13 protein-coding genes are annotated in these 20,316 nt (G+C 61.9%); 12 read left to right on the top strand and 1 reads right to left on the bottom strand.

Annotated elements, in window-relative coordinates; all coding sequences use genetic code 11:
- Window positions 1–16 precede the first annotated feature (16 nt).
- The 9 genes from era to NVS32_RS08640 all read left to right on the top strand — a co-directional run bounded on the left by era (window position 17) and on the right by NVS32_RS08640 (window position 13,550).
- Window positions 17–937, top strand: coding sequence for a GTPase Era (gene era, locus NVS32_RS08680; RefSeq protein WP_258499451.1), 921 nt, complete (start codon window positions 17–19; stop codon window positions 935–937).
- A 14-nt stretch (window positions 938–951) separates the two neighbouring features.
- Window positions 952–1,701 (top strand): DNA repair protein RecO, encoded by a 750-nt coding sequence (gene recO, locus NVS32_RS08675; protein WP_258499450.1) that lies wholly within the window; start codon window positions 952–954, stop codon window positions 1,699–1,701.
- Window positions 1,702–1,803: 102 nt separating this feature from the next.
- A complete protein-coding gene (locus tag NVS32_RS08670; protein WP_258499449.1) occupies window positions 1,804–4,092 on the top strand; it encodes a S8 family serine peptidase in 2,289 nt (762 codons plus the stop codon).
- Between the two features lie 156 nt (window positions 4,093–4,248).
- Window positions 4,249–4,527, top strand: coding sequence for a 30S ribosomal protein S15 (gene rpsO, locus NVS32_RS08665; RefSeq protein ID WP_032111731.1), 279 nt, complete (start codon window positions 4,249–4,251; stop codon window positions 4,525–4,527).
- 170 nt (window positions 4,528–4,697) lie between these two features.
- Window positions 4,698–6,977, top strand: a complete 2,280-nt coding sequence (locus tag NVS32_RS08660; protein ID WP_258499447.1) for a polyribonucleotide nucleotidyltransferase — start codon at window positions 4,698–4,700, stop codon at window positions 6,975–6,977.
- Between the two features lie 145 nt (window positions 6,978–7,122).
- On the top strand, window positions 7,123–9,132 hold the full coding sequence (locus NVS32_RS08655; protein ID WP_118078107.1) for a L,D-transpeptidase family protein: 2,010 nt from the start codon (window positions 7,123–7,125) through the stop codon (window positions 9,130–9,132).
- 337 nt (window positions 9,133–9,469) lie between these two features.
- On the top strand, window positions 9,470–10,621 hold the full coding sequence (locus NVS32_RS08650; RefSeq protein ID WP_258499445.1) for a glycoside hydrolase family 25 protein: 1,152 nt from the start codon (window positions 9,470–9,472) through the stop codon (window positions 10,619–10,621).
- An 86-nt stretch (window positions 10,622–10,707) separates the two neighbouring features.
- Window positions 10,708–11,763 (top strand): glucosaminidase domain-containing protein, encoded by a 1,056-nt coding sequence (locus tag NVS32_RS08645; RefSeq protein WP_258499443.1) that lies wholly within the window; start codon window positions 10,708–10,710, stop codon window positions 11,761–11,763.
- A 47-nt stretch (window positions 11,764–11,810) separates the two neighbouring features.
- A complete protein-coding gene (locus NVS32_RS08640; RefSeq protein WP_199563322.1) occupies window positions 11,811–13,550 on the top strand; it encodes an N-acetylmuramoyl-L-alanine amidase in 1,740 nt (579 codons plus the stop codon).
- A 77-nt stretch (window positions 13,551–13,627) separates the two neighbouring features.
- Here NVS32_RS08640 and NVS32_RS08635 read toward each other — a convergent pair whose 3' ends face one another.
- Complete coding sequence (locus NVS32_RS08635; protein WP_158559480.1) at window positions 13,628–16,063, bottom strand: glycosyltransferase family 2 protein; 2,436 nt, start codon at window positions 16,061–16,063, stop codon at window positions 13,628–13,630.
- A gap of 202 nt (window positions 16,064–16,265) precedes the next feature.
- Between NVS32_RS08635 and rfbA the strand changes: the two genes are divergently transcribed.
- The 3 genes from rfbA to NVS32_RS08620 all read left to right on the top strand — a co-directional run bounded on the left by rfbA (window position 16,266) and on the right by NVS32_RS08620 (window position 20,313).
- Window positions 16,266–17,168, top strand: a complete 903-nt coding sequence (rfbA, locus tag NVS32_RS08630) for a glucose-1-phosphate thymidylyltransferase RfbA (protein ID WP_118100054.1) — start codon at window positions 16,266–16,268, stop codon at window positions 17,166–17,168.
- Entirely contained in the window at window positions 17,161–18,414 is a 1,254-nt protein-coding gene (locus NVS32_RS08625) for a glycosyltransferase family 2 protein (protein ID WP_032111734.1), read from the top strand. Before rfbA ends, NVS32_RS08625 begins: the two co-directional genes overlap by 8 nt.
- Window positions 18,415–18,648: 234 nt before the next feature.
- Window positions 18,649–20,313: a ribonuclease J gene (locus tag NVS32_RS08620; protein WP_258499441.1), complete on the top strand. Its 1,665-nt coding sequence runs from the start codon at window positions 18,649–18,651 to the stop codon at window positions 20,311–20,313.
- Window positions 20,314–20,316: the final 3 nt, after the last annotated feature.

Here is a 20,316-nt window from a genome sequence, read left to right as displayed (position 1 = left end):
CATTGAGGAGTGGCACGTGGAAAGCAACAACGACAGCAGCACGCCCTTCAGGAGCGGCTTCGTGGCACTGGTCGGCAGGCCCAACGTTGGCAAGTCTACGCTGGTCAACGCGTGCATGGGGGAGAAGGTGGCCATCACGAGCCCCGTGGCGCAGACCACGCGCAAGCGCCTTCGCGCCGTGGTGAACACGCCCAACTCGCAGCTCGTTATCATCGACACGCCGGGCCTCCACAAGCCCAAGGACAGCCTCGGCAAGGAGCTCAACCAGGCTGCGCTGGCCGAGCTCGCCGATGCTGACGTGGTTGCCTTTCTCGTCGACGCGACCAAGCCCGTTGGCACGGGCGATGCCTGGGTGGCGCGCCACGTCGACGGCTCCGAGGCAGACTTCAAGCTCCTGGTGATCACCAAGGCGGACAAGGCGACGCCCGAGCAGGTCACCTCCCAGCTTGGCGCTGCGCGCGAGCTTGCCCATTTCGACGACGAGCTGGTCATCTCCGCGCGCGAGGGCTTCAACGTCGACGCATTCGTGAAGCTTGTCTCGGCTCACCTGCCCGAAGGCCCCAAGTGGTTCCCCGATGACATGGACACGGACGCCACACCCGAGGACCTTGTGGCGGAGTTCGTGCGCGAGAAGCTCTTCCTCAACCTTCGCCAGGAGGTGCCGCACTCGATTGGCGTCATCTGCGATGACATCGAGTACGCCAAGGACGGGCATGCCTCGGTTACGGCGACGGTGCTCGTCGAGCGCGAGGGACAGAAGGGCATCGTGGTTGGCAAGGGCGGCTCCATGATCAAGACGGTGGGCATAGAGGCGCGCCGCGACATCGAGCGCCTGCTTGGCTGCAAGGTCTACCTGGACCTCTCTGTACGCGTCCAGCCCCAGTGGCGCCGGGACGCCAACGAGATCCGCCGCCTTGGCTATAGCGCCGAGGACTAGGGGAGCAGGCACCCATGGCCGGCAGCCGCACACACCGCACGCGCGGCATTGTTCTCGACCACGTCAAGCTGGGCGAACAGGATCTCATCGTGACCCTGCTCACAGCCAGTGGCGCCCAGGCGCGGGCCGTCGCGAAGGGCGCCCGCAAGCCTGGGGGTCGTCTGGCGGCGCGTGTGGAGCTCTTTTCCGAGACGGACTTCCTTCTGGCCTCGGGCAGGAATCTCGATATCGTCTCCGAGGCCACCCTTGTCGACCCGCACGAGCGGCTGCGCGGGGACCTCGAGCGCGTGAGCGCCGCCTCGGCGTCCTGCGAGGTGGCACGTCTCACGTCTTTCGAGGATGCCGAGGATCCCTTTGTCTACCCGCTGCTGTCGCGTGCGCTCAAGGCCTTCGAGGAGTCTACCGACCAACCCCATCTCGACCTGGCGGTTGCCGCATACGTCTTCAAGGTGCTTGCACACGAGGGGTGGCGCCCGGAGCTTGACCACTGCATTGCCTGCGGGGACCCGTCACCGATGTGGTTCTCCTCGGCCGCCGGTGGCGCGCTCTGTGAGAGCTGCGCGCGTGAGGTCCCTGGCGCAGAGCCTGTTTCGCCGTCCCAGCTTGCCTGGGTGCGCGCGCTTATCGGGTCTACGTTCGACCAGCTCCTTGCCGCGGACGTCACCTCCGAGTTCGCGCTCTGGCTTGTGGGGTGCGCCCACGGGTGGGCGGCAACACATCTTGACGCGCGCCTGAGGGCGTTCGAGTTCATGCTCGCACTCTAAGTGTGGGGCTGACCTCTCATCTTAAAGCGAGTTAAGCAAAGCAAACAATACAATTGGTTTAGTTGCTGATTGTTTTCACCGGCGAAGGCGAGGGGCGGATTCGTGGGCAGACGAGTTGACGGTCGTAAACGACGTGGTGACCAGCAGCATCACCTCTGGAAGAAGATCGTTTCCGGCCTTCTCGTCCTGGGCGTTGCGCTTGTCGTCGCTGGCGTTGCGACGGGCATCATTGGCGGTGGCGGAGCTGATGTGGCTGCGCCTTCCACCACGTCTGCCACCCCGGCACCCGGGGAGCACGACGTCACGGACTCCGCCACTTTAGACACGAACAGCGCTGACCAAGACACCCAAGCAACCGAGCCAAGCGGGTCAAGCGGCTCATCGCAGGACGACGCCAACGCCAATGAAGGCTCGTCCTCTGGTGGCGACGATGGCGCAAGCTACGAGGATGGCGTAGTCCTTCTCCGCGTGGCAGAGGGGCAAAGCGCGGAGGACATCGACGCTGCGCTTGCACAGCTCGATTGCGTGAACACCAAGTCCGTGGATGACCAGGACCTCTCCAATGGCCTTGTGCGTGTGGCAACCTCCGAGGGCATCTCGGTCGAGGATGCGGTTTCGCAACTTGAGGGCGTCGGCTTGGACTCGCAGCCCAACTACGCCTACGCGTTGGCGGATGACGAGAAAGACGCGCTGAGCCTCGCTAAGCTCACGAACGATCCGTATTTGAGCGCCTCTGGCTCTGGTGCTGCCAACTACGAGGGGCTCAACGACACAGAGGTCACGGAAGCGTGGGACCTTGTGCAAACGGATAAGACCGTCTCCTTGGCTGTGTTGGACACGGGAATCCGGTCGTCTCATGAGGACCTCAAGGACAATGTCGTGGCCACCTATGATGCCACGGTGGCCAACTCGGCTAACGGACTCGATGGTGATGTTACCGACGCCACGGACGTCGAGGGGCATGGCACCCACGTGGCCGGCATCGTAGCCGCAGAGGCGAACAACGCGAAGGGCGTTGCCGGCACGTCCTACAACGCGGGCATTGTGGGCGTGAAGGTGTTCCCCACAAGTACGTTCACTACCCCCGCCGGCACCAAGAAGCTCGAGGGCAATTGCTACACCGATGACCTGGTGTGCGCGTACAATTACGTGATCCGGAACGCCTCGGCGTACAACATCCGTGTGGTCAACATGAGTGTTGGTGGGGCTCTTTCGAGCTTGGACGCGGCTCTCTCGGAGTCCATAGAGAAGGCCTATGAGCAGGGCATTGTTACCGTGTGCGCCGCAGGCAACCAGAACTCGGCGCTGGGGCTTACGGTTCCCTACCTGTCTGCCCCCGCAGACCTCTCCGCCCACCTCGTTGCCGTTATGAACGTGGCCTACACGAACTGTGCCTGGACCCTCTCGTCCTCCTCCAACTACAACACTACGTCCCAGGCGAGCAGCACCTCGAACAAGAACATCTGTGCCCCAGGCACATCCATCCTGAGCACGTTGAGGACGGGTGATAGCAGCTATGGCCAGCTGAGCGGCACATCGATGGCGTCTCCGTGGGTTGCCGGAGTGCTCGCCATGGAGTTTGCCGCCAACAGCAGCCTGAGTGCCGAGCAGGCCATTGACTACCTCTACGAGTCCGCAGAGGATTTGGGGACAGCGGGATGGGACAGGCAGACGGGGTATGGCCTGGTCAACGCCTACAAGGCTGTCTCGCTTGCGAAGGGCACCCAAGTCGTATCCCTTAAGGACATCTCCTTGGCGAGCGTAGCCACCATCCCGTCCCAGGTCTACACGGGCTCAGCCATTGCCACCGCCGTAACCGTCACGTTTGAGGGGTTCACGCTCACGGAAGGCACAGACTACACGGTGGCATACTCCAACAATGTGGATCCGGGTACCGCGACAGTCACGATTACCGGCATTGGAGGTTATACGGGCTCCACGTCGCTGACCTTCATGATAGTTGAGCCCCCCGTTGCCACCGTCCCCATGTACCGCCTCTACAACCGGTGGTCCGGCGAGCACCTCTTCACCACGGACTACTCCGAGTACTCCTACCTCGGCTCCATTGGCTGGTCGCAGGAGGGCGTCGCCTGGTACGCCCCGGCCTCGGGCGGCACCCCGGTGTGGCGCCTCTACAACCCCTACTCGGGCGACCACCTCTACACCGGCAGCGCCTCCGAGTACGCCTACCTGGGCTCGATCGGGTGGCGGCAGGAGGGCGAGTCCTTCCGCTCCGCGGACGCCTCCTCGGGCGGCGCGCCCATCTACCGCCTCTACAACCGCTGGCTCACGGCGGGCACCCACCTCTTCACCACGGACTACTCCGAGTACTCCTATCTGGGGCCCCTCGGATGGAGCCAGGAGGGCGAGGCCTTCTACGCGGCGAAGTAGGTGAAGGCGTGCTGTATGCGGCGATTGTGTGGGTACCGCCGCAGCTCCAAGGCGCGTGCTATCATACCAAGGTCATTACCCCGCACCTAGCGGCTCGCCAACTGCCTGGCGACCGTCCCGGTCCGGGGCGCATCCAAAGAACGAAAGGGGTTCCACATGGCAGTCACCAAGGAGCGCAAGGCCGAGCTCATTAAGCAGTATGGCAAGGACGAGAAGGACTCTGGCTCCGCAGCCGTCCAGGTTGCTCTGCTCACCGAGCGCATCAAGGGCCTCACCGAGCACATGAAGAGCCACAAGAAGGACTTCCACACCCGCCGCGGCCTGCTCATGCTCGTCGGTAAGCGTCGTCGCCTGCTCTCCTACATCAAGGCTCAGGACATCGAGGAGTATCGTTCCCTCATCAAGAGCCTCGGCATCCGCGACAACATCCAGTAAGTGTTTCAAGGGGGCGCCTGCGGGCGCCCCTTGCTTGTGCGCCCGAGAGAAGCGAGGGCGCGCCGCGGGCGTGCGATGCGTCGCACACGCTATTCTCGTCCCCGCGCGTGGTGCGGGGGCCCGCAAGACGGCCCGCCTGCAATGGGGCAGGCGGAGATAAGAGGAAACGTATGACAAAGGTTACATACGAGTTCGACCTCTACGGAAAGCACTACGCTCTCGAGGCGGGCGAGCTCGCAAAGCAGGCCACGGGCGCCTGCCTGGTGAAGTGCGGGGACTCTACCGTCCTCGTGACCGCCGTGGTTTCGAAGGAGCGCAAGGATTACGACTTCTTCCCCCTGACGGTCGACTTCATCGAGAAGATGTACGCCGTGGGCCGCATCCCCGGCGGATACCTCAAGCGTGAGGCCAGGCCCTCTGAGAAGGCCACCCTCACGGCCCGCATGATCGACCGCCCGCTGCGCCCGTCCTTCCCCGACGGCTTCCGCAACGAGGTGCAGGTCGTCGCCACTCCGCTCGTGGCAGACCAGATCCACTCCGTTGACACCATCTGCGTGATGGGTGCCTCTGCCGCCCTCACCGTCGGTGGCGTGCCCTTCGAGGGCCCGCTTGCCTGCGTGCGCATTGGCCGCAACCCCGAGACGGGCGAGTTCCTCGTGAACCCCACCTACGAGGAGCGCGACACCTCCGACCTCGACCTCGAGCTGGCTGGCTCGTCCACGTTCATCTCCATGCTCGAGGCTGGCGCCAAGGAGATCAGCGAGGAGGACATGCTGGCCGCCATGGCGTTTGGCCAGGAGGCCATTGCCGCCTTCTGCGAGGAGGAGAAGAAGTTCTTCGCCAAGTGGGAGGAGGCCAACGGCCCCATCGTCAAGAAGGAGTACGTCCTCGACGAGCCCACCCCCGAGGTTCACGACCGCATCTTCGCGCACTTTGACGAGATGAGCGCCGCCCTCAAGGACGCCGACAAGCTCTCCCGCATGGGCAAGGTCGAGGCCCTCAAGGAGTCCATCAAGGCCGAGTTCACCGAGGACGAGCAGGCTCAGTGGAGCCGCGCCATCGCCGTCGAGCTCAAGGGCCTCGAGAAGCACGCCATGCGCAAGATGGTCGTTGAGACCGGCGAGCGCGTCGACGGCCGTACCCCCACCGAGATTCGCCCGATCATGGTCAAGCCCGACTACCTGCCCCTGGTCCACGGCTCTGGCCTCTTCCAGCGTGGCCAGACCCAGGTGCTCTCCATCTGCACCCTGGGCATGCTCAACGAGTGGCAGCGCCTTGACACCATCGAGCCTGTCGACGGCAAGCGCTACATCCACCACTACAACTTCCCGCCCTACTGCACCGGTGAGACCGGTCGCATGGGCAGCCCCAAGCGCCGCGAGATTGGCCACGGTGCGCTGGCCGAGCGCGCGCTGCTTCCCGTGATTCCTTCTGAGGAGGAGTTCCCCTACGCCATCCGCGTGGTCTCCGAGGTCATGGAGTCCAACGGCTCCAGCTCGATGGCTTCCACCTGCGGTTCCACGCTGGCGCTCATGGATGCCGGCGTGCCCATCAAGCGCCCGGTCTCCGGCGTTGCCATGGGCCTCATCCAGGAGGAGGGCAAGACCGTCGTCCTCACCGACATCCAGGGTCTCGAGGACTTCCTCGGCGACATGGACTTCAAGGTGACGGGCACCACCAAGGGCATCACCGCCATGCAGATGGACAACAAGGCCACCGGCCTCACGCCCGAGATCCTGCGCAAGGCACTCATGCAGGCGCACGAGGGCCGCATGTTCATCCTGGACAAGATGCTCGAGCAGATCCCCGCACCTCGCGAGCACGCCAAGGACACCGCTCCCCAGATCATCAGCCTCCAGATCCCCACGGACAAGATCCGCGACGTCATCGGCTCCGGCGGCAAGGTCATCCGTGGCATCCAGGAGGACACTAGCGCCACCGTCGACATCCAGGAGGACGGTACCGTCTTCATCGCTGGCACCAACGGTGCGGGCGAGGCTGCTGCCGAGCGCATCAAGGCCATCGTCAAGGTCCCCGAGGTGGGGGAGGAGTACACCGGTCGCGTCGTGGGCATCCAGCCCTTCGGCGCCTTCGTCGAGCTGCTGCCCGGCAAAGACGGCCTGCTCCACATCTCCCGCGTTGCCAAGGGTCGCGTCGATAAGGTCGAGGACGTGCTCAACATTGGTGACGAGGTCCGCGTTAAGGTCCTCGAGGTCGATGAGAAGGGCAAGATTTCCCTCGACCGCCTCGACAAGCCCGAGGCTCCTGCCGGCTCCGGCCACAATGGCCACGACGAGGGCAACGGTCATGAGCGTTCCGAGCGCTCCGGCGAGCGTCGTCCCCGCGTTCGTCGTCATCCCGGCGACCGTGGCGAGGGTTCCTCTCGCACCAACAACGGCGGCGAGAATGGCGAGAAGCGCCAGCCGCGCCGTCACCACGAGGCTCAGTAGGATTACTTGCTACCAGCTTCTCATTGGCAGGGGGCGCCGTTCGTTATCGAGCGGCGCCCCTTTTCGGTGGACTTCTCGCTGAAATTACCCTGAGCGTGCTTTACCATCTTCCCTAGCTGTCTATGACTTGAGGGAGAGTGTTTTGATGAGCCCAAAGGTGAGAAGTGCATTCTTCTGCGGTGTCCTTGCTGCCGCGCTTGCGGCCGTGCCTCTGTCTGCCGTTGCGGAGGAGGTCAACGCCATGGGAGCGCAGCAGACTGAGGTCGTGGCTTCGGACACTTTCACTAGGGCTGGGGACGCTCCCCAGGCAGCGGTAGCCGAGAATGAGGCTCAGGCCGTCACGGAGAACGGTGACCACACGCAGGCCACGCAAGAGGTGGAACAAAGCGCCGCGCCCCAGGATCCAGCTGCCGACAAGGACGAGACGGCCCCTGTAGACACCGGCTCCACCTCTACAGAGAGCACCTCGGAAGCCAACTCCACCGAGGCAACCTCCGCAGAAACTGACGCGCCCGCCTCGACAGGCTCTGAGTCCAGTGCGGCGGAGCAAGCATCTGAGCCTGCCCCGACGCCCGTGGCACCTCAGCCCGAGGATTCTTCTACTACGGCTGCCGCCGCCACCTCTGGTGACACCGCTGCTGCAGCTCCTGCCTCTGACGATAGCGACTCCCTCCAGAACATCTACCGCCTCTACAACCCCTACTCGGGCGAGCACCTCTACACTGCGGACCTTGCCGAGGCCAAGGGCCTTGTAGGCTACGGCTGGGCCTGGGAGGGCGTGGGCTGGGTCTCCTCGACCTCCTCGGGCGATGCCGTCATCAGGCTCTATAACCCTTACAACGGCGAGCACCTCTATACTCTCTCAGAGTCCGAGGCGTCTTTTTTGGCCTCGATCGGCTGGAGGCGTGAGGGTAGGGCGTGGCTCTCGAGCGGCACGAGGGGTGTGCTGCGTGAGTTCAACCCGTATGAAACCGTCGGCACCCACAACTACACCCTGAGTACAGCCGAGGACGAGTGGCTGGGTGCTCTCGGCTGGAAGCGCGAGGGCGTCGCATGGTACTCGCTCGACCACGCATCGCTTCCTGTGGAGCCCTTCTGGGCCACGGGTCCTTCGGGACGCTGGTGGGTCCAGCGTGACGGATCATTTGCTTCCGGACGCGTCATCGAGCCCAACGAGGACGGCAATCCGGGTATTCGTGCGTATGCAACCTCCTCCAATGGCCATGTGGTGAGGGGCGCCGAAGTCGTTGATGGCCGTACCGTTGTTGCTAACGCCTCGACGGGTGAGCTCCCCGAGTCCACTGGTTGGTGGGAGAGTTCTGCTCCCACGGGTTCTGCTCACCGATACATGATAGAGATGGGCTCCGATGGCCTGCCCTACGCAAAGACAGGCAGGTTCGTTGACGGTGGCTCCGCCTATTACGGCGTTCCCGGCGCGGGCTACATTGCGGTTGGTCGCGCGCGCGTTGGCAACATCTTTGTGCTCACCGATGGCAACGGAAGGCTCAACGAGTCCACCGGGTTCATCTGGTTCCAGGCTGCCGACGACTCTTCCACCTGCCTCTACCGCATGGGTGCCTATGGCCCCAACGGCCTTGTCGGTGCGCGCGCCGATGGCTTCTTTGGCGAGGATGGCAATACGTTCTATGCCAATCCCTCCAGTGGGCGTCTCAACCGCAGCGGCGTCTTCTACGCCAATGGTGCATGGTGGCGCGCTGTTGACTGGGGTGGTTGCTTCTCGTGTGGAAGCTGGCAGGACATGGCAGCGAAGGCTCAGAACTACCGCAGCTCGACCAACTACCTCATCCTCGTTGATTGTTGGAGCAACAGGACGGCCGTTTATCAGTGGGACAACGGTTGGTATGCGGTGAAGGAATGGGCATGCACGACGGGTGCCAACAACTGCACCGTCAAGGGGGAGTTTGCCACCAACCTCAAGGGCTACTCCTTTGGTCGCGGCTTCACCTGCTACTACTTCACCCAGTTCTACGGTGACTACCTCTTCCACTCCGTGCTCTACTACCAGAACAGCAATCGCGTCATGGATGGCAGGCTTGGCATCAACGCGTCCCACGGCTGTGTGCGTCTTGCCATCGAGAACGCAAAGTGGATCTACGACACCATTCCGCGTGGGACCAAGGTTGTCACGTACTAGGTTATTGAGAGCGCTCTGTATCTAAGAAGCGGCCTCGTCTATACCGACGAGGCCGCTTTATTCAATCAACAAGTTTGTATTGCTTGAAGAACACAGCAGCTCAGAATTTTTTTCTATGCATTCGTGCCAAGTATGGCGCAGGGGGTGCCATTCTTCGTAGACTACGTGTGGATTGGTAAGTATTGACTGACTTCGGGAGGCTCCCGTGCCCCACGTATCCAGACGAACTTTTATTGGGATTGCCGGTTCTGTCCCGTTGCTTCTGCTTCCCCATGTTGCCCGTGCAGAGCAGTCTTCCTTGGCGTCATCTGGCGCCACCTCTGACTTGCAGTATCGCATGCAGAACGATTTTGCCGAGAGCTTCCGCTACACAGCGGGGGCACCAGGCGAGAGCGGGGGCGTATCCGGCCTTTCCGTTGCTTCGAGTGATGCGTGGACCAAGACCGATGGTGGGTATCTTTCAAGCGACGGGAGCATCATCAAGGGCGCCGTTGCCAAAGGCATCGATGTTTCTGAGCATCAAGGAGAGATTGACTGGGATTCCGTCAAGGAGGCGGGAATCGACTTTGCCATTCTCCGCTGCAGCTACGGCTGGCCGGATGACGTAACCTCGACGAAGCAGCATGACAAGAGGTTTGCGTTTAACGCCTCGGAGTGCGAGCGCGTGGGCATCCCGTATGGCATCTACCACTACTCCTACGCAGTCGATGCTTCCTCGGCGGCGCAGGAGGCACGTTATCTCCTTGCCTCGATGGGCGATGCCTCTCCATCGCTTCCTGTCTACTACGACCTTGAAGACGTTACGTTGCCGTATGGCGATGCCACGCTGCTTGGAGACATGGCTACGCGGTTCTGCGAAGCCGTTGAGGCCGCTGGGTACACCCCTGGGGTCTATGCGAACCTCAACTGGTGGAATAACTACCTCACGGATTCCCGCTTTGAGAATTGGTCGCGCTGGGTTGCCCAGTACAACTCCTCCTGCACCTATGCGGGCTCCTACGAGTACTGGCAATGCAGCTCGACGGGCCGCGTGAACGGCATCTCCGGCAACGTGGACATCGACTTCCGCATCGCTCTGGACTCCTACGTGTCCATGTATCGTCTCTACAACCCATACTCGGGCGAGCACCTCTACACCGAGAGCGCAAGTGAGCGAGACAACCTCGTGAGCCTGGGCTGGAACTACGAGGGGCTTGGCTGGAACGCCCCAACCTCGGGAAGCGAGGTCTATCGCCTCTACAATCCGTATTCGAGCGACCACCACTACACGATGAGCCGCGACGAGTACAATTCGCTCGTCTCGGTTGGGTGGGTGGGCGAGAACGTCTGCTGGCATTCTGCCCCCAAGAGTACGGGAGTTCCCATCTACCGGCAGTTCAACCCTTATGCCTGGATAGGCACGCACAACTACACAACCAGCACCGAGGAACGAGACCACCTCGTCTCACTTGGCTGGGTTGACGAAGGGGTCGCCTGGTACGGTGTGTAGGCCTAACGGATAACGTGACGTAGTTATTACTTGGCGAATTCTCAGGCGTGTATACTATTCCTTTAGTTGCAATTTGGGAGGACGTCATGACGCGTCACAATGCTTTCCAGAAGCTGCTACCCCTGGTGGCTGGACTTGTCGCTGCGGCTGTGCTGTCTTTTGGCGTTGCCCCTGCATTCGCACAGGGCAACGTTCAGGCTGTGGCAATGTACCGGCTCTATAACCCGTATACCGGTGAGCATCTGTATACCTCAAGCGCAAGCGAGCTTTCGAGCCTCGACCGCGCCGGGTGGAGATACGAGGGCATTGGCTGGTATGCTCCGCTTGAATCGAGCGCTCCGGTTTACCGGCTGTACAACCCCTACAGCGGAGACCACCACTACACAACGAGCCTGGACGAGTACAACTCGCTCGTCTCCCTTGGGTGGAGCGGTGAGGGCGTGGGCTGGTACTCCGATGACGCTCAAGGCGTTCCGCTCTACAGGCAGTTCAACCCCTATGAGAAAATTGGCACGCACAACTACACAACATCCAGTGCCGAGAATGACTACCTTGTGTCCCTGGGATGGCATGCGGAGGGCACCGCATGGTACGGCCTTGACCCTTCTTCTGTTGGTAGCGTTGTGAACGGCACCCCCTTCATGGGCACCAGCGAGCACTCGAGGGAGCAGGTCAAGGCAAACCTCACTGCCGCTCTCAAGGCGCGCGGGAGGGATTTTCCGTCCGACGTGTATGCGCAGTACGGCGCGAGCAACGTTGACGAGTTTGTCGACAGGCTTTTCGAAGCCGCCGAGGCCGAGGGCGTGCGGGCTGACGTCATCTACGCGCAATCCATGGTCGAGACGGGCTACCTTGGCTTTGGCGGCGCCGTCAAGCCTGAGTACTGCAACTTCAGCGGCCTTGGTGCCACTGACAGCGGCGGCGAACCCAACAGGTTCTCGAGCGTCTACGAGGGATTCTTAGCTCAAGCCCAGCACCTGCGCGCTTATGCTGGGTACGCACCACTCTCGTCGATCATCGTTGACCAGCGCTATGGCACCTGGCTCTTTGGACGTGCGACCACGGTGGAGGGACTCTCGGGCACGTGGGCCAGCGGAACTGGCTATGGCGCAAGCATTCTCGCCATTCTCTACGGCATCTAGATTTGGCTGGGTATTGATGCCCGGAATATTAAGGGAGTTTTTGTATCGTGCAACAAGAGAACCGCTCGTACTGGCTGCCTAATCGCGTAGCACTGGTGACTACGCTGGGGCTTGCTCTGCTTGGGACTCCTGCCATAGTTTTTGCTGCCGAGAATGGCGTCCCAGCCACCACCGACACTGCTTCAGTCCTGACGACCGTGCAGTCGCAGGACGCCAGGAGCACTGTTCAGCCCGACGAGTCCCAGGTCGCTGAAACGGGCACAGCAAACGGGGCCACCCCAAAGGCTGAGCCCCAAGCGCCAGCAAGCAGCAGCGCCGAGACATCTCCAACTGTTACCGGAACGACCGAGGAAAACACGGCAAACGCGGAGCAGCAGCCGACAGTCGAGATGCCCGCTTCTTCTCAGCAGCAGGAGGCTCAAGAGGAGAAGACTCCGGGGGCCGGTCAGACCCAGACGTCCGTCACGTCTTCCGATGCTGACGAGGCGTCATCCCATGCGGAGGAAACTACCGAGGCAAGCTCGTCGCCTCAGACGACAGCTGTCGCAGAGAGCGTTTCTGCTGCAGCTACGACTTCTTCAGTCACGACTGCAGAGGAGAGCATCTCTCAGCTTCCCATGTACCGCCTCTATAACAGGTACAACGGCGAGCACCTCTTTACTTCGTCCTCCTCTGAGGCGCAGAGCCTCATCTCTCTTGGGTGGACCGGCGAGTCCGTTGCCTGGTTTACTCCCAATTCCGGTAATGCCGTCTTCCGCCTCTACAACAGGTATTCGGGAGACCACCACTACACGACGAGCCGTGACGAGTACAACTCGCTTGTTTCCTTTGGCTGGAGTGGCGAAGGCGTTGGCTTTTACTCTGACTCCTCGCAGACAACCATGGTGTACCGTCTCTTCAACCCATATGTCACTGTGGCCACGCACCACTACACCACGGCTCAGAGCGAGTATGACTACCTTGGCTCCATTGGGTGGCGTAAGGAGGGTGCGGGCTGGTATGGTGCCGCTATGCCTGCTGATGGCTGGTACGTAACCTCCTCGGGAGACGAGCTTCTTGTGTCTGGTGGCGCGGTGAAGTCCGATGCCGTTGTTACAAACGAGAGCGGCCAGTCTCGCTACCTCACTCCTGTGGGATTTGTGGCCAAGGGCTCCACCTGGGTTTCTCCCTCAAGCGGATACACCTATGCCACCGCAAGTGACGGCACCATCACACAGACGATTGCCCCCAATGCCGGCGAGAGCTACTGCTGGCTCAAGAGCTCTCCCTACTGGTCCGGGGCTGGCGCAGTCAAGGAACTGCTCATGAACGTCCACTACTCCACTGGGCGTTTTGGCCAGTCAATCTCGAAGATCGTGATTCACCACAACGTTGGCAACCTTACGACAGAGACCATCTACAGCACCTGGCAGACGCGTGCCGCGTCAGCCCACTATCAGGTGGAGGCCAACGGCACGGTGGGACAGCTCGTCCTGGACTCCAACACGGCATGGCATGCGGGCAACTGGACCATCAACACCCAGTCCATAGGCATCGAGCACGCGGATTACAAAGACGGGAACGGCCAGTGGCGCATGACGGAAGCCACCATCAACTCGGGAGCTCGCCTGGTTGCGGCGCTCTGCCTTCAGTACAGTCTTGGCAGGCCGCAGTGGGGCGTCAATGTGGTGGGCCACAACGAGTGCGTTTCAACGGAGTGCCCAGCATCGCTTGCAGTTGGCGGTTCTCAGCACGACGAGTACATCACTAAGGCCCAGGAGTGGTACGACAAGCTCTCCAAAATCTAAGGGGAGTCAAAGACTCGAATCTCATCTTGCAGGAAAAATTGAGCGCCCAACGGAAAAACCGTTGGGCGCTCTCTCGTTTAGAAGCTCCAGTAGGTGTCGAGCGGCTCGTAGGAGCGGAGGAGGGGGCTGTAGTAGGGGTCGCCAAGTCCGTAGTAGTCAGACCAGCGCTCCCTCATGATGCCAACCTCATGGGCAAAGCGCTTGACTCTGTCTGTTGAGTAATCAGAGCCTCTTGAGACGGACTCAAAGTGCGTGAGCACAACCTGTGGAGTGTAGACAACGAGGAGCCCCTGCTCTCTTAGCTTGAGGCAAAAGTCGACGTCGTTGAAGGCAACGGCAAGATCCCTGTCGAAGCCGCCAACCTCTTGGAAGTTCTCTCTACTCACCATGAGACATGCGCCGGTCACCGCCGAGAGGTCTTGCTCATCCTCAATAAGGTTGCAGTACCCATGGTTGCTCTCCGGAAGATCGATGCCAAAGTGGTTGGCGCAGCTACCGCTCACAATGACGCCTGCGTGCTGGACGGTGTTGTCGGGATAGAGGAGAAGCGCACCAACGGCACCAACGTCCTTGCGCGACGCCAGTCCAACCATGCGCTCGAGCCAGTCCGGTGTCCTCAGCTCCATGTCGTTGTTCAGGAGCAACAGGTAGTCGCCACTGGATTCCTTGGCCCCAAAGTTAATGAGGCTCGAGTAGTTAAAGCCTCCCTTGCCTTCCCAGGTAACCACTCGTACGAGTCCCTTGTTCTCGCGCTGCACCTGCTGGTAGTACGAGAAGGTCTCCGTGCGCTCGCTGTTGTTCTCGATAACAAGAACCTCGTAGCTGTCATAGGTAGTCTTGCCAATGATGGAGTCTATGCAGCGCTGGAGAAGTTCTGCGTGGTCTCGAGAGGGGATGAGGATGGAGACACGCGGGTGCTCGACGGGCGGCCTGTTGAACACATGATACGAGAAGGGCCTCTCGCCCTCTGTGACCTCGGCGTCCACGCCAATGCGCTTGAAGTGCGCGCGCACGGCGTTCATGCCCGCCTCCTGCGCGTAGCCCTTAGAGCTCTCGCTGGTTGCCGTGGAGGTCTCCCACATGCGCCAGTGGTAGAGGACGCGCGGCACGTGGGTCACGCGACGGGCCTTCTCCACGGCCTGCAGCGTGAGGTGGTGGTCCTGCGCGCCCTCGAATGCGGGGTTGTCAAACTCTAGGCTCATGAGGAGGCTGCGGCGCACGGCAAGCATGTGGCAGATGTAGTTCTTGCAGGTAAGAAGGTCAATCTCAAGCTGCGGCTTGAGGAAGGGCTTGACATGCGTGCCACTGGGGTCGATCTTGTCCTCGTCGCAGTAGAGCACGTCCGTCTCTGGCTCCTTGTTCACGGCCTCGGTGTAGTGGAAGAAGAGGTCTGGCTCGATTGTGTCGTCATGGTCGACAAAGCCCACGAAGTCACCGGTTGCCTCACGGATTCCCGCCGCAGTGTTGAGCGTGATGCCCAGGTTCTTGTGGAGCGTGATGCTGCGGATCCTCTCGTCAGATGCAACGGCGGCAGCAACCTCTTCGGCAAGCTCCCCGTCCTCAGGGGAGGCGTTTACCAGGACAAGCTCCCAGTGCGCGTAGGACTGCGCCCTAAAGCTGGCCACAAGGTCCGTAAACTGCTGGTGGGTGGTGTGGAAGAGCGGTACAACAACGCTCCAGGTGACCTCGTTGTCAAAGCTAACCTCGCTCTGAAGCCTCAGTTCCCATGGCTGTGCCTGCTGCTTGTGGAACCACTCGTTGTAGTAGGGATCGCGATCGGCAGACCTCGTAAGGACCTCATTCTCGTAAATCAGGTGGTCGAGGTCGGGCTTTGGCAGCTCGAAGAAGGTGTGCTGGTGGGGGTCAGCTTTGTCCCAGGCGTCAAAGATTACGGTGCGCTCGTCTCTGGGCAGCCGGACCGAGAAGACTGTCTCGCGGAACTTGACTGTGCCTGAGAAACGGGCGTCGAACTTCTGGGAGCCCATGAAGATGGGCGCGGAGTCTATAGGCGCCAGCGCCTGGTCGCGCACGCGAAGTGCTACCTCGCCATCCTCACGCCATGGGACGCGGACTGCCACGCGCACGATGGCGGAGCCCCTGTCGGGAATGGCCTTCTTGATGAAGATGGTCGAGAAGAGGAACTGGCGGCCATTGTCGTAGTCGCGAATCCTGCTTGTGAGGTCCTTGTGGACGCGGTAGTTCATGCGGGACTGCAGCTTGGCGTCGCGAAGGCTCACAGTTGCCGCGCCAACCTCAAGCCATGCGCTGGCATCCTGGATGGCCCCGTCAGATGCATAGATGGTGTAGGAGATGTTGGAGGTGTTGGAGTGCGCGTCGATAAGAACGACTACGGCTTCGGTAGGCGTGTCACGGAAGACCTTGGCGGGCACATCCTCTCCGTTGTCGTCCTGGGCGCTAATATCGAGGAGCGCGTCTGGAGAGACGCCTTCGAGAGAAACGAGCTGGTAGATCTTCTCGGCATTCCTGCAGATGCCCATGGTAGTGATGTCCAAGTTGACCGCCTTGTGTTGTCCCTGTGGCTTTGTCCTGCGCATTCGCAGTGCCCAAGTATACGATTTGCTCGTTGGGGAGTGGTGTGGCAGGGGTCGAGGCCTGCAATTTACATGGCGAGGGGGAACGTCTAGGCTGGTACCTGGGCTGGGCCCTCTACAATTTTCGCATTGCGTCACACACATCCGATGGGAGAGACTTCACATGAAGGGCATCATCCTTGCCGGCGGTTCCGGCACGCGGCTCTACCCGCTCACCACGGTCACCAGCAAGCAGCTCCTTCCGGTCTACGACAAGCCCATGGTCTACTACCCGCTCTCCACGCTCATGCTGGCGGGCATCCGCGACATTCTCATCATCTCGACCCCGCGCGACCTGCCCAACTTCGAGCGACTCCTGGGCGATGGGTCAGACTTCGGCATCTCGCTCTCCTACGCTGAGCAGCCCGAGCCAAACGGCCTCGCACAGGCCTTCGTCATAGGCGCGCCCTTCATCGACGGCGGCCCGTGCGCGCTTGTGCTGGGCGACAACATCTTCTACGGCAACGGCCTCTCGCGCCACCTGCGCCGCGCCGCGGCAAACGCCGAGGCGGGCCGCGCGACGGTCTTTGGCTACCGCGTGGACGATCCCGAGCGCTTTGGCGTCGTCGAGTTCGACGAGAACTACAACGCGGTCTCCATCGAGGAGAAACCCGCGCACCCCAAGAGCAACTACGCCGTGACCGGCCTCTACTTCTATGACTCCCGCGTGACCGGACTCGCCGCCGCCGTGAGGCCCTCGGCCCGCGGCGAGTACGAGATCACCGACCTCAACCGCATGTACCTCGAGGACGGCTCGCTCGACGTGGTGACGCTCGGCCGCGGCTATGCGTGGCTGGACACGGGCACCATGGCATCGCTCTTCGAGGCATCGCAGTTCGTGCGCACGGTCGAGACGGCGCAGGACCTACCCGTCTCCGTGCCCGAGGAGATCGCCTACGACAACGGCTGGGTCTCCCGCGAGCGGCTCCTCGAGTGCGCCGAGCGCTACGGCAAGAGCGACTACGGCAAGCACCTGCGGATGGTTGCCGAGGGCGGCATAGTTCCCACGAGGCCCTACGATGACTAGTCAGGCTTCTCCGCGGCTCTCGGTGGTAATCCCCGCGCACAACGGAGAGCGCTACCTCGAGGAGTGCGCGGCCAGCGTGCTGGGGCAGGACTTCACAGATCTTGAACTCATCCTCGTGGATGACGCATCCTCCGACGCCACGCGAGACGTGATCGGACGCCTTGCGGCTGCCGACCCCCGCGTAAGGCCGGTCCTTCTCGACGAGAACCAGGGTACGTTAGGAGCCCGGCAGGCAGGTGTTGCCGCAAGCAGGGGAGCGTACGTGACGCTTGTCGACCAGGATGACGAGCTTGCCCCAGGGGCGCTTGCCAAGGTGATGGCGCATGCGGGTGAGGCTGACATCGTGCACTTTGGGGTGTGCGTGGAGCCTGAGGGCGAGGCTGCCCAGAGTGCTGCTGCCGGCATGGAGGGCTTTCTCACGCCTGTGGCCCGCCGCCTCGAGGGCAAAGAAATTCTCCGCGTGCAATTCTCCGAACAGGGAAACTTCGACTGGCACGTGCATCACAAGCTCTACGATGGCGACCTCGCCCGCCGTGCATGGGGGATGTCTGCCAAGACCCGCCTGCTCCTCTCGGATGACATCTACCTCTGTATGATTCTTGACTCGCTGGCGGGCTCCTACGTGGGCCTTGGCGATGCACCGTGGTACGTCTACCACCTGGGCAGGGGAGAGACGCTTGGCGCGCGAGAGACGCTCGACGCCCTGCGTAGGACCTCCGAGCGCGAGCTCAAGGGCTGGCACCTCATGCGCGACTTCGCGCGTGACCATGCCTCCGACCTGCCGCGCGACGACTGGTCGGAGCGCGTTGCCGACGCGCGCGATCGCATCTACGAGAACGTCTCGAACGAGATGATTGACGGGCTGCCTGCAGCCGAGCTTCCTCAGGCCGTCGACATGCTGCTCTCGCAGTGGCCGGCCGACGCGGTGGCGGGCGAGCTCTGGCGCTATGTGCGCGACCGCGCCTACGAGCGTTTTGACCGCCATGTCGAGCCCACGCGAGGCGACTCTCTCGACCAGGTGCTGACGCTCGCACGCCGCGCCGACGCCCTTGTCGCTCCCGGGGAGAGCTCCGAGCGCTACCGCCAGATGAAAGGCGTTGCCCAGACGCACCTTCGAGAGCTAGCCGAGCGCCATCCAGACCAGGCGGAATGGCTCGCTAACGCACCAGCTGGAAGTGGCAGCCCCTCTCGTGCCGGCGGCGCCTCCGGCATGCTGCGCAGGCTTCTCGGCAGACTCTCGCGATAGCACTTTCGAACGGCAGGAGCGGTGCCCCCACTTCTCCGCAATCATCGTGGAGCCTTACCACGTCTGCTACGTCTTGGCTACAATAGATTGGCTAGAGCACCAATGCGTTCGCCCAGCGGCCATTGGAACACGAACCGTAGCTGTTGCGGCTGGTGGCACACGGCCATCAGGACCGCTCACTAGATAACGGCGTATGCCGTACGTATTGACCACGAGGAAAGGATTCCCCCAGCAATGCCAAAGAAAGAAACCGCCCTCAAGATCATCCCGCTTGGTGGTCTTGACGGGATCGGCAAGAACATGACCGTGTTCGAGTACGGAAACGACATGGTCATGATCGATGCCGGCCTCATGTTCCCCGATGACGAGCAGCCTGGCATCGACCTCATCCTGCCCGACTACACCTATGTCCTGGAGAACGAGGACAAGCTGCGCGGCATTATCATCACCCACGGCCACGAGGACCACACGGGCGCCCTTCCGTACCTGCTGCAGGACCTCACGCACAAGGTGCCCATCTACTCCAGTAAGCTCACCCTTGGCATCATCGAGGGCAAGCTCGCCGAGCACAACATCAAGAGCCCCAAGTTTCGCGAGGTCCAGGACGGCTCGACCATAACCCTGGGTGCTTTCAACATCACGTTCTTTGCCATGACGCACTCCATTCCAGCTGCGTTTGGCGTCTTCATGAACACGCCTGCGGGCAACGTCATGCACACCGGCGACTTCAAGCTTGACCAGACCCCCATCGACGGCGTGCGTCCCAACTACGCTGCCATCAACCGCTTCGCTGCCGAGGGCGTCGACGTCCTGCTCTCCGACTCCACCAACGCCACGCGCCCTGGCTTCACGCCGTCCGAGGCGGCCGTTGGCCCTGCGCTGCGCCATATCATCAAGAACGCCCCAGGCCGCGTCTTTGTGGCCTCGTTCTCGAGCCACATCCACCGCCTGCAGCAGATCTGCGACGCCTCCGTGGCGGTTGGCCGCAAGGTTGTGGTGACGGGCCGCTCTATGGTCACCAACACCAAGGTGGCCCGGGAGCTTGGCTACCTGCGCATTTCCGACGAGAACATCATCGATGCATATGACCTCGAGAAGCTCCCGGACGAGCAGATCGTGGTCCTCTGCACGGGTAGCCAGGGCGAGCCCCTCTCGGCGCTTGCCCGCATGGCCAACGGCGAGCACAAGAGCCTCTCGATCCACGAGGGCGACACGGTCATCATCTCGGCCAACCCCATCCCGGGCAACGAAAAGAGCGTCCAGGGCATCATCAACTCGCTCTCAAAGCTGGGCTGCGACATCTACGACAAGAGCCAGGCCCTGGTTCACGTCTCTGGCCACGGCTCGCAGGAGGAGCTCAAGCTCATGCTCGCCATGGTCAAGCCGCGCAACTTCATGCCGGTCCACGGCGAGGCCCAGCACCTGCGCGCCCACGCCAAGCTCGCGCAGCAGGTTGGCATTCCCGAGAATAACATCTTCATCCTCGACAACGGTGATTCGCTCGAGGTTCGTCACGGCAAGGCCCGTCGCGGACCCTCGGTCGACTCCGGCGTGGTCTACGTTGACGGTCTGTCCATCACCGATGCCAACCCCGTGGTCCTGCGGGATCGCCAGCGTCTTGCGCAGGATGGCGTCATCACCTGCGTGGTTGCCATCCGCTCGAGGAACCACTCCGTCGACACCATCGACCTCTCTGGGCGAGGCGTCTCCTTCGCCACGGACGAGGTGCTCATGGACGATGCCCGAGCGCTCGTTCGCTCCCAGGTCGAGCGTCTCGAGAAGGGCAACGGTGCGAGCATTGACACCGTACGCAAGGGCGTGAGAAACTCGCTTTCCAACTTCCTCTGGAGCAAGACGCACACGCGACCGATGGTGATACCGGTCGTGATGGAGGTCTAGGCA

This window comes from Tractidigestivibacter montrealensis (genome assembly GCF_024741235.1).
Lineage (GTDB): Bacteria > Actinomycetota > Coriobacteriia > Coriobacteriales > Atopobiaceae > Tractidigestivibacter > Tractidigestivibacter montrealensis.
The sequence above is the reverse complement of the archived record's forward strand: the minus strand, read 5'-3'. Positions and strand labels throughout refer to the sequence as shown.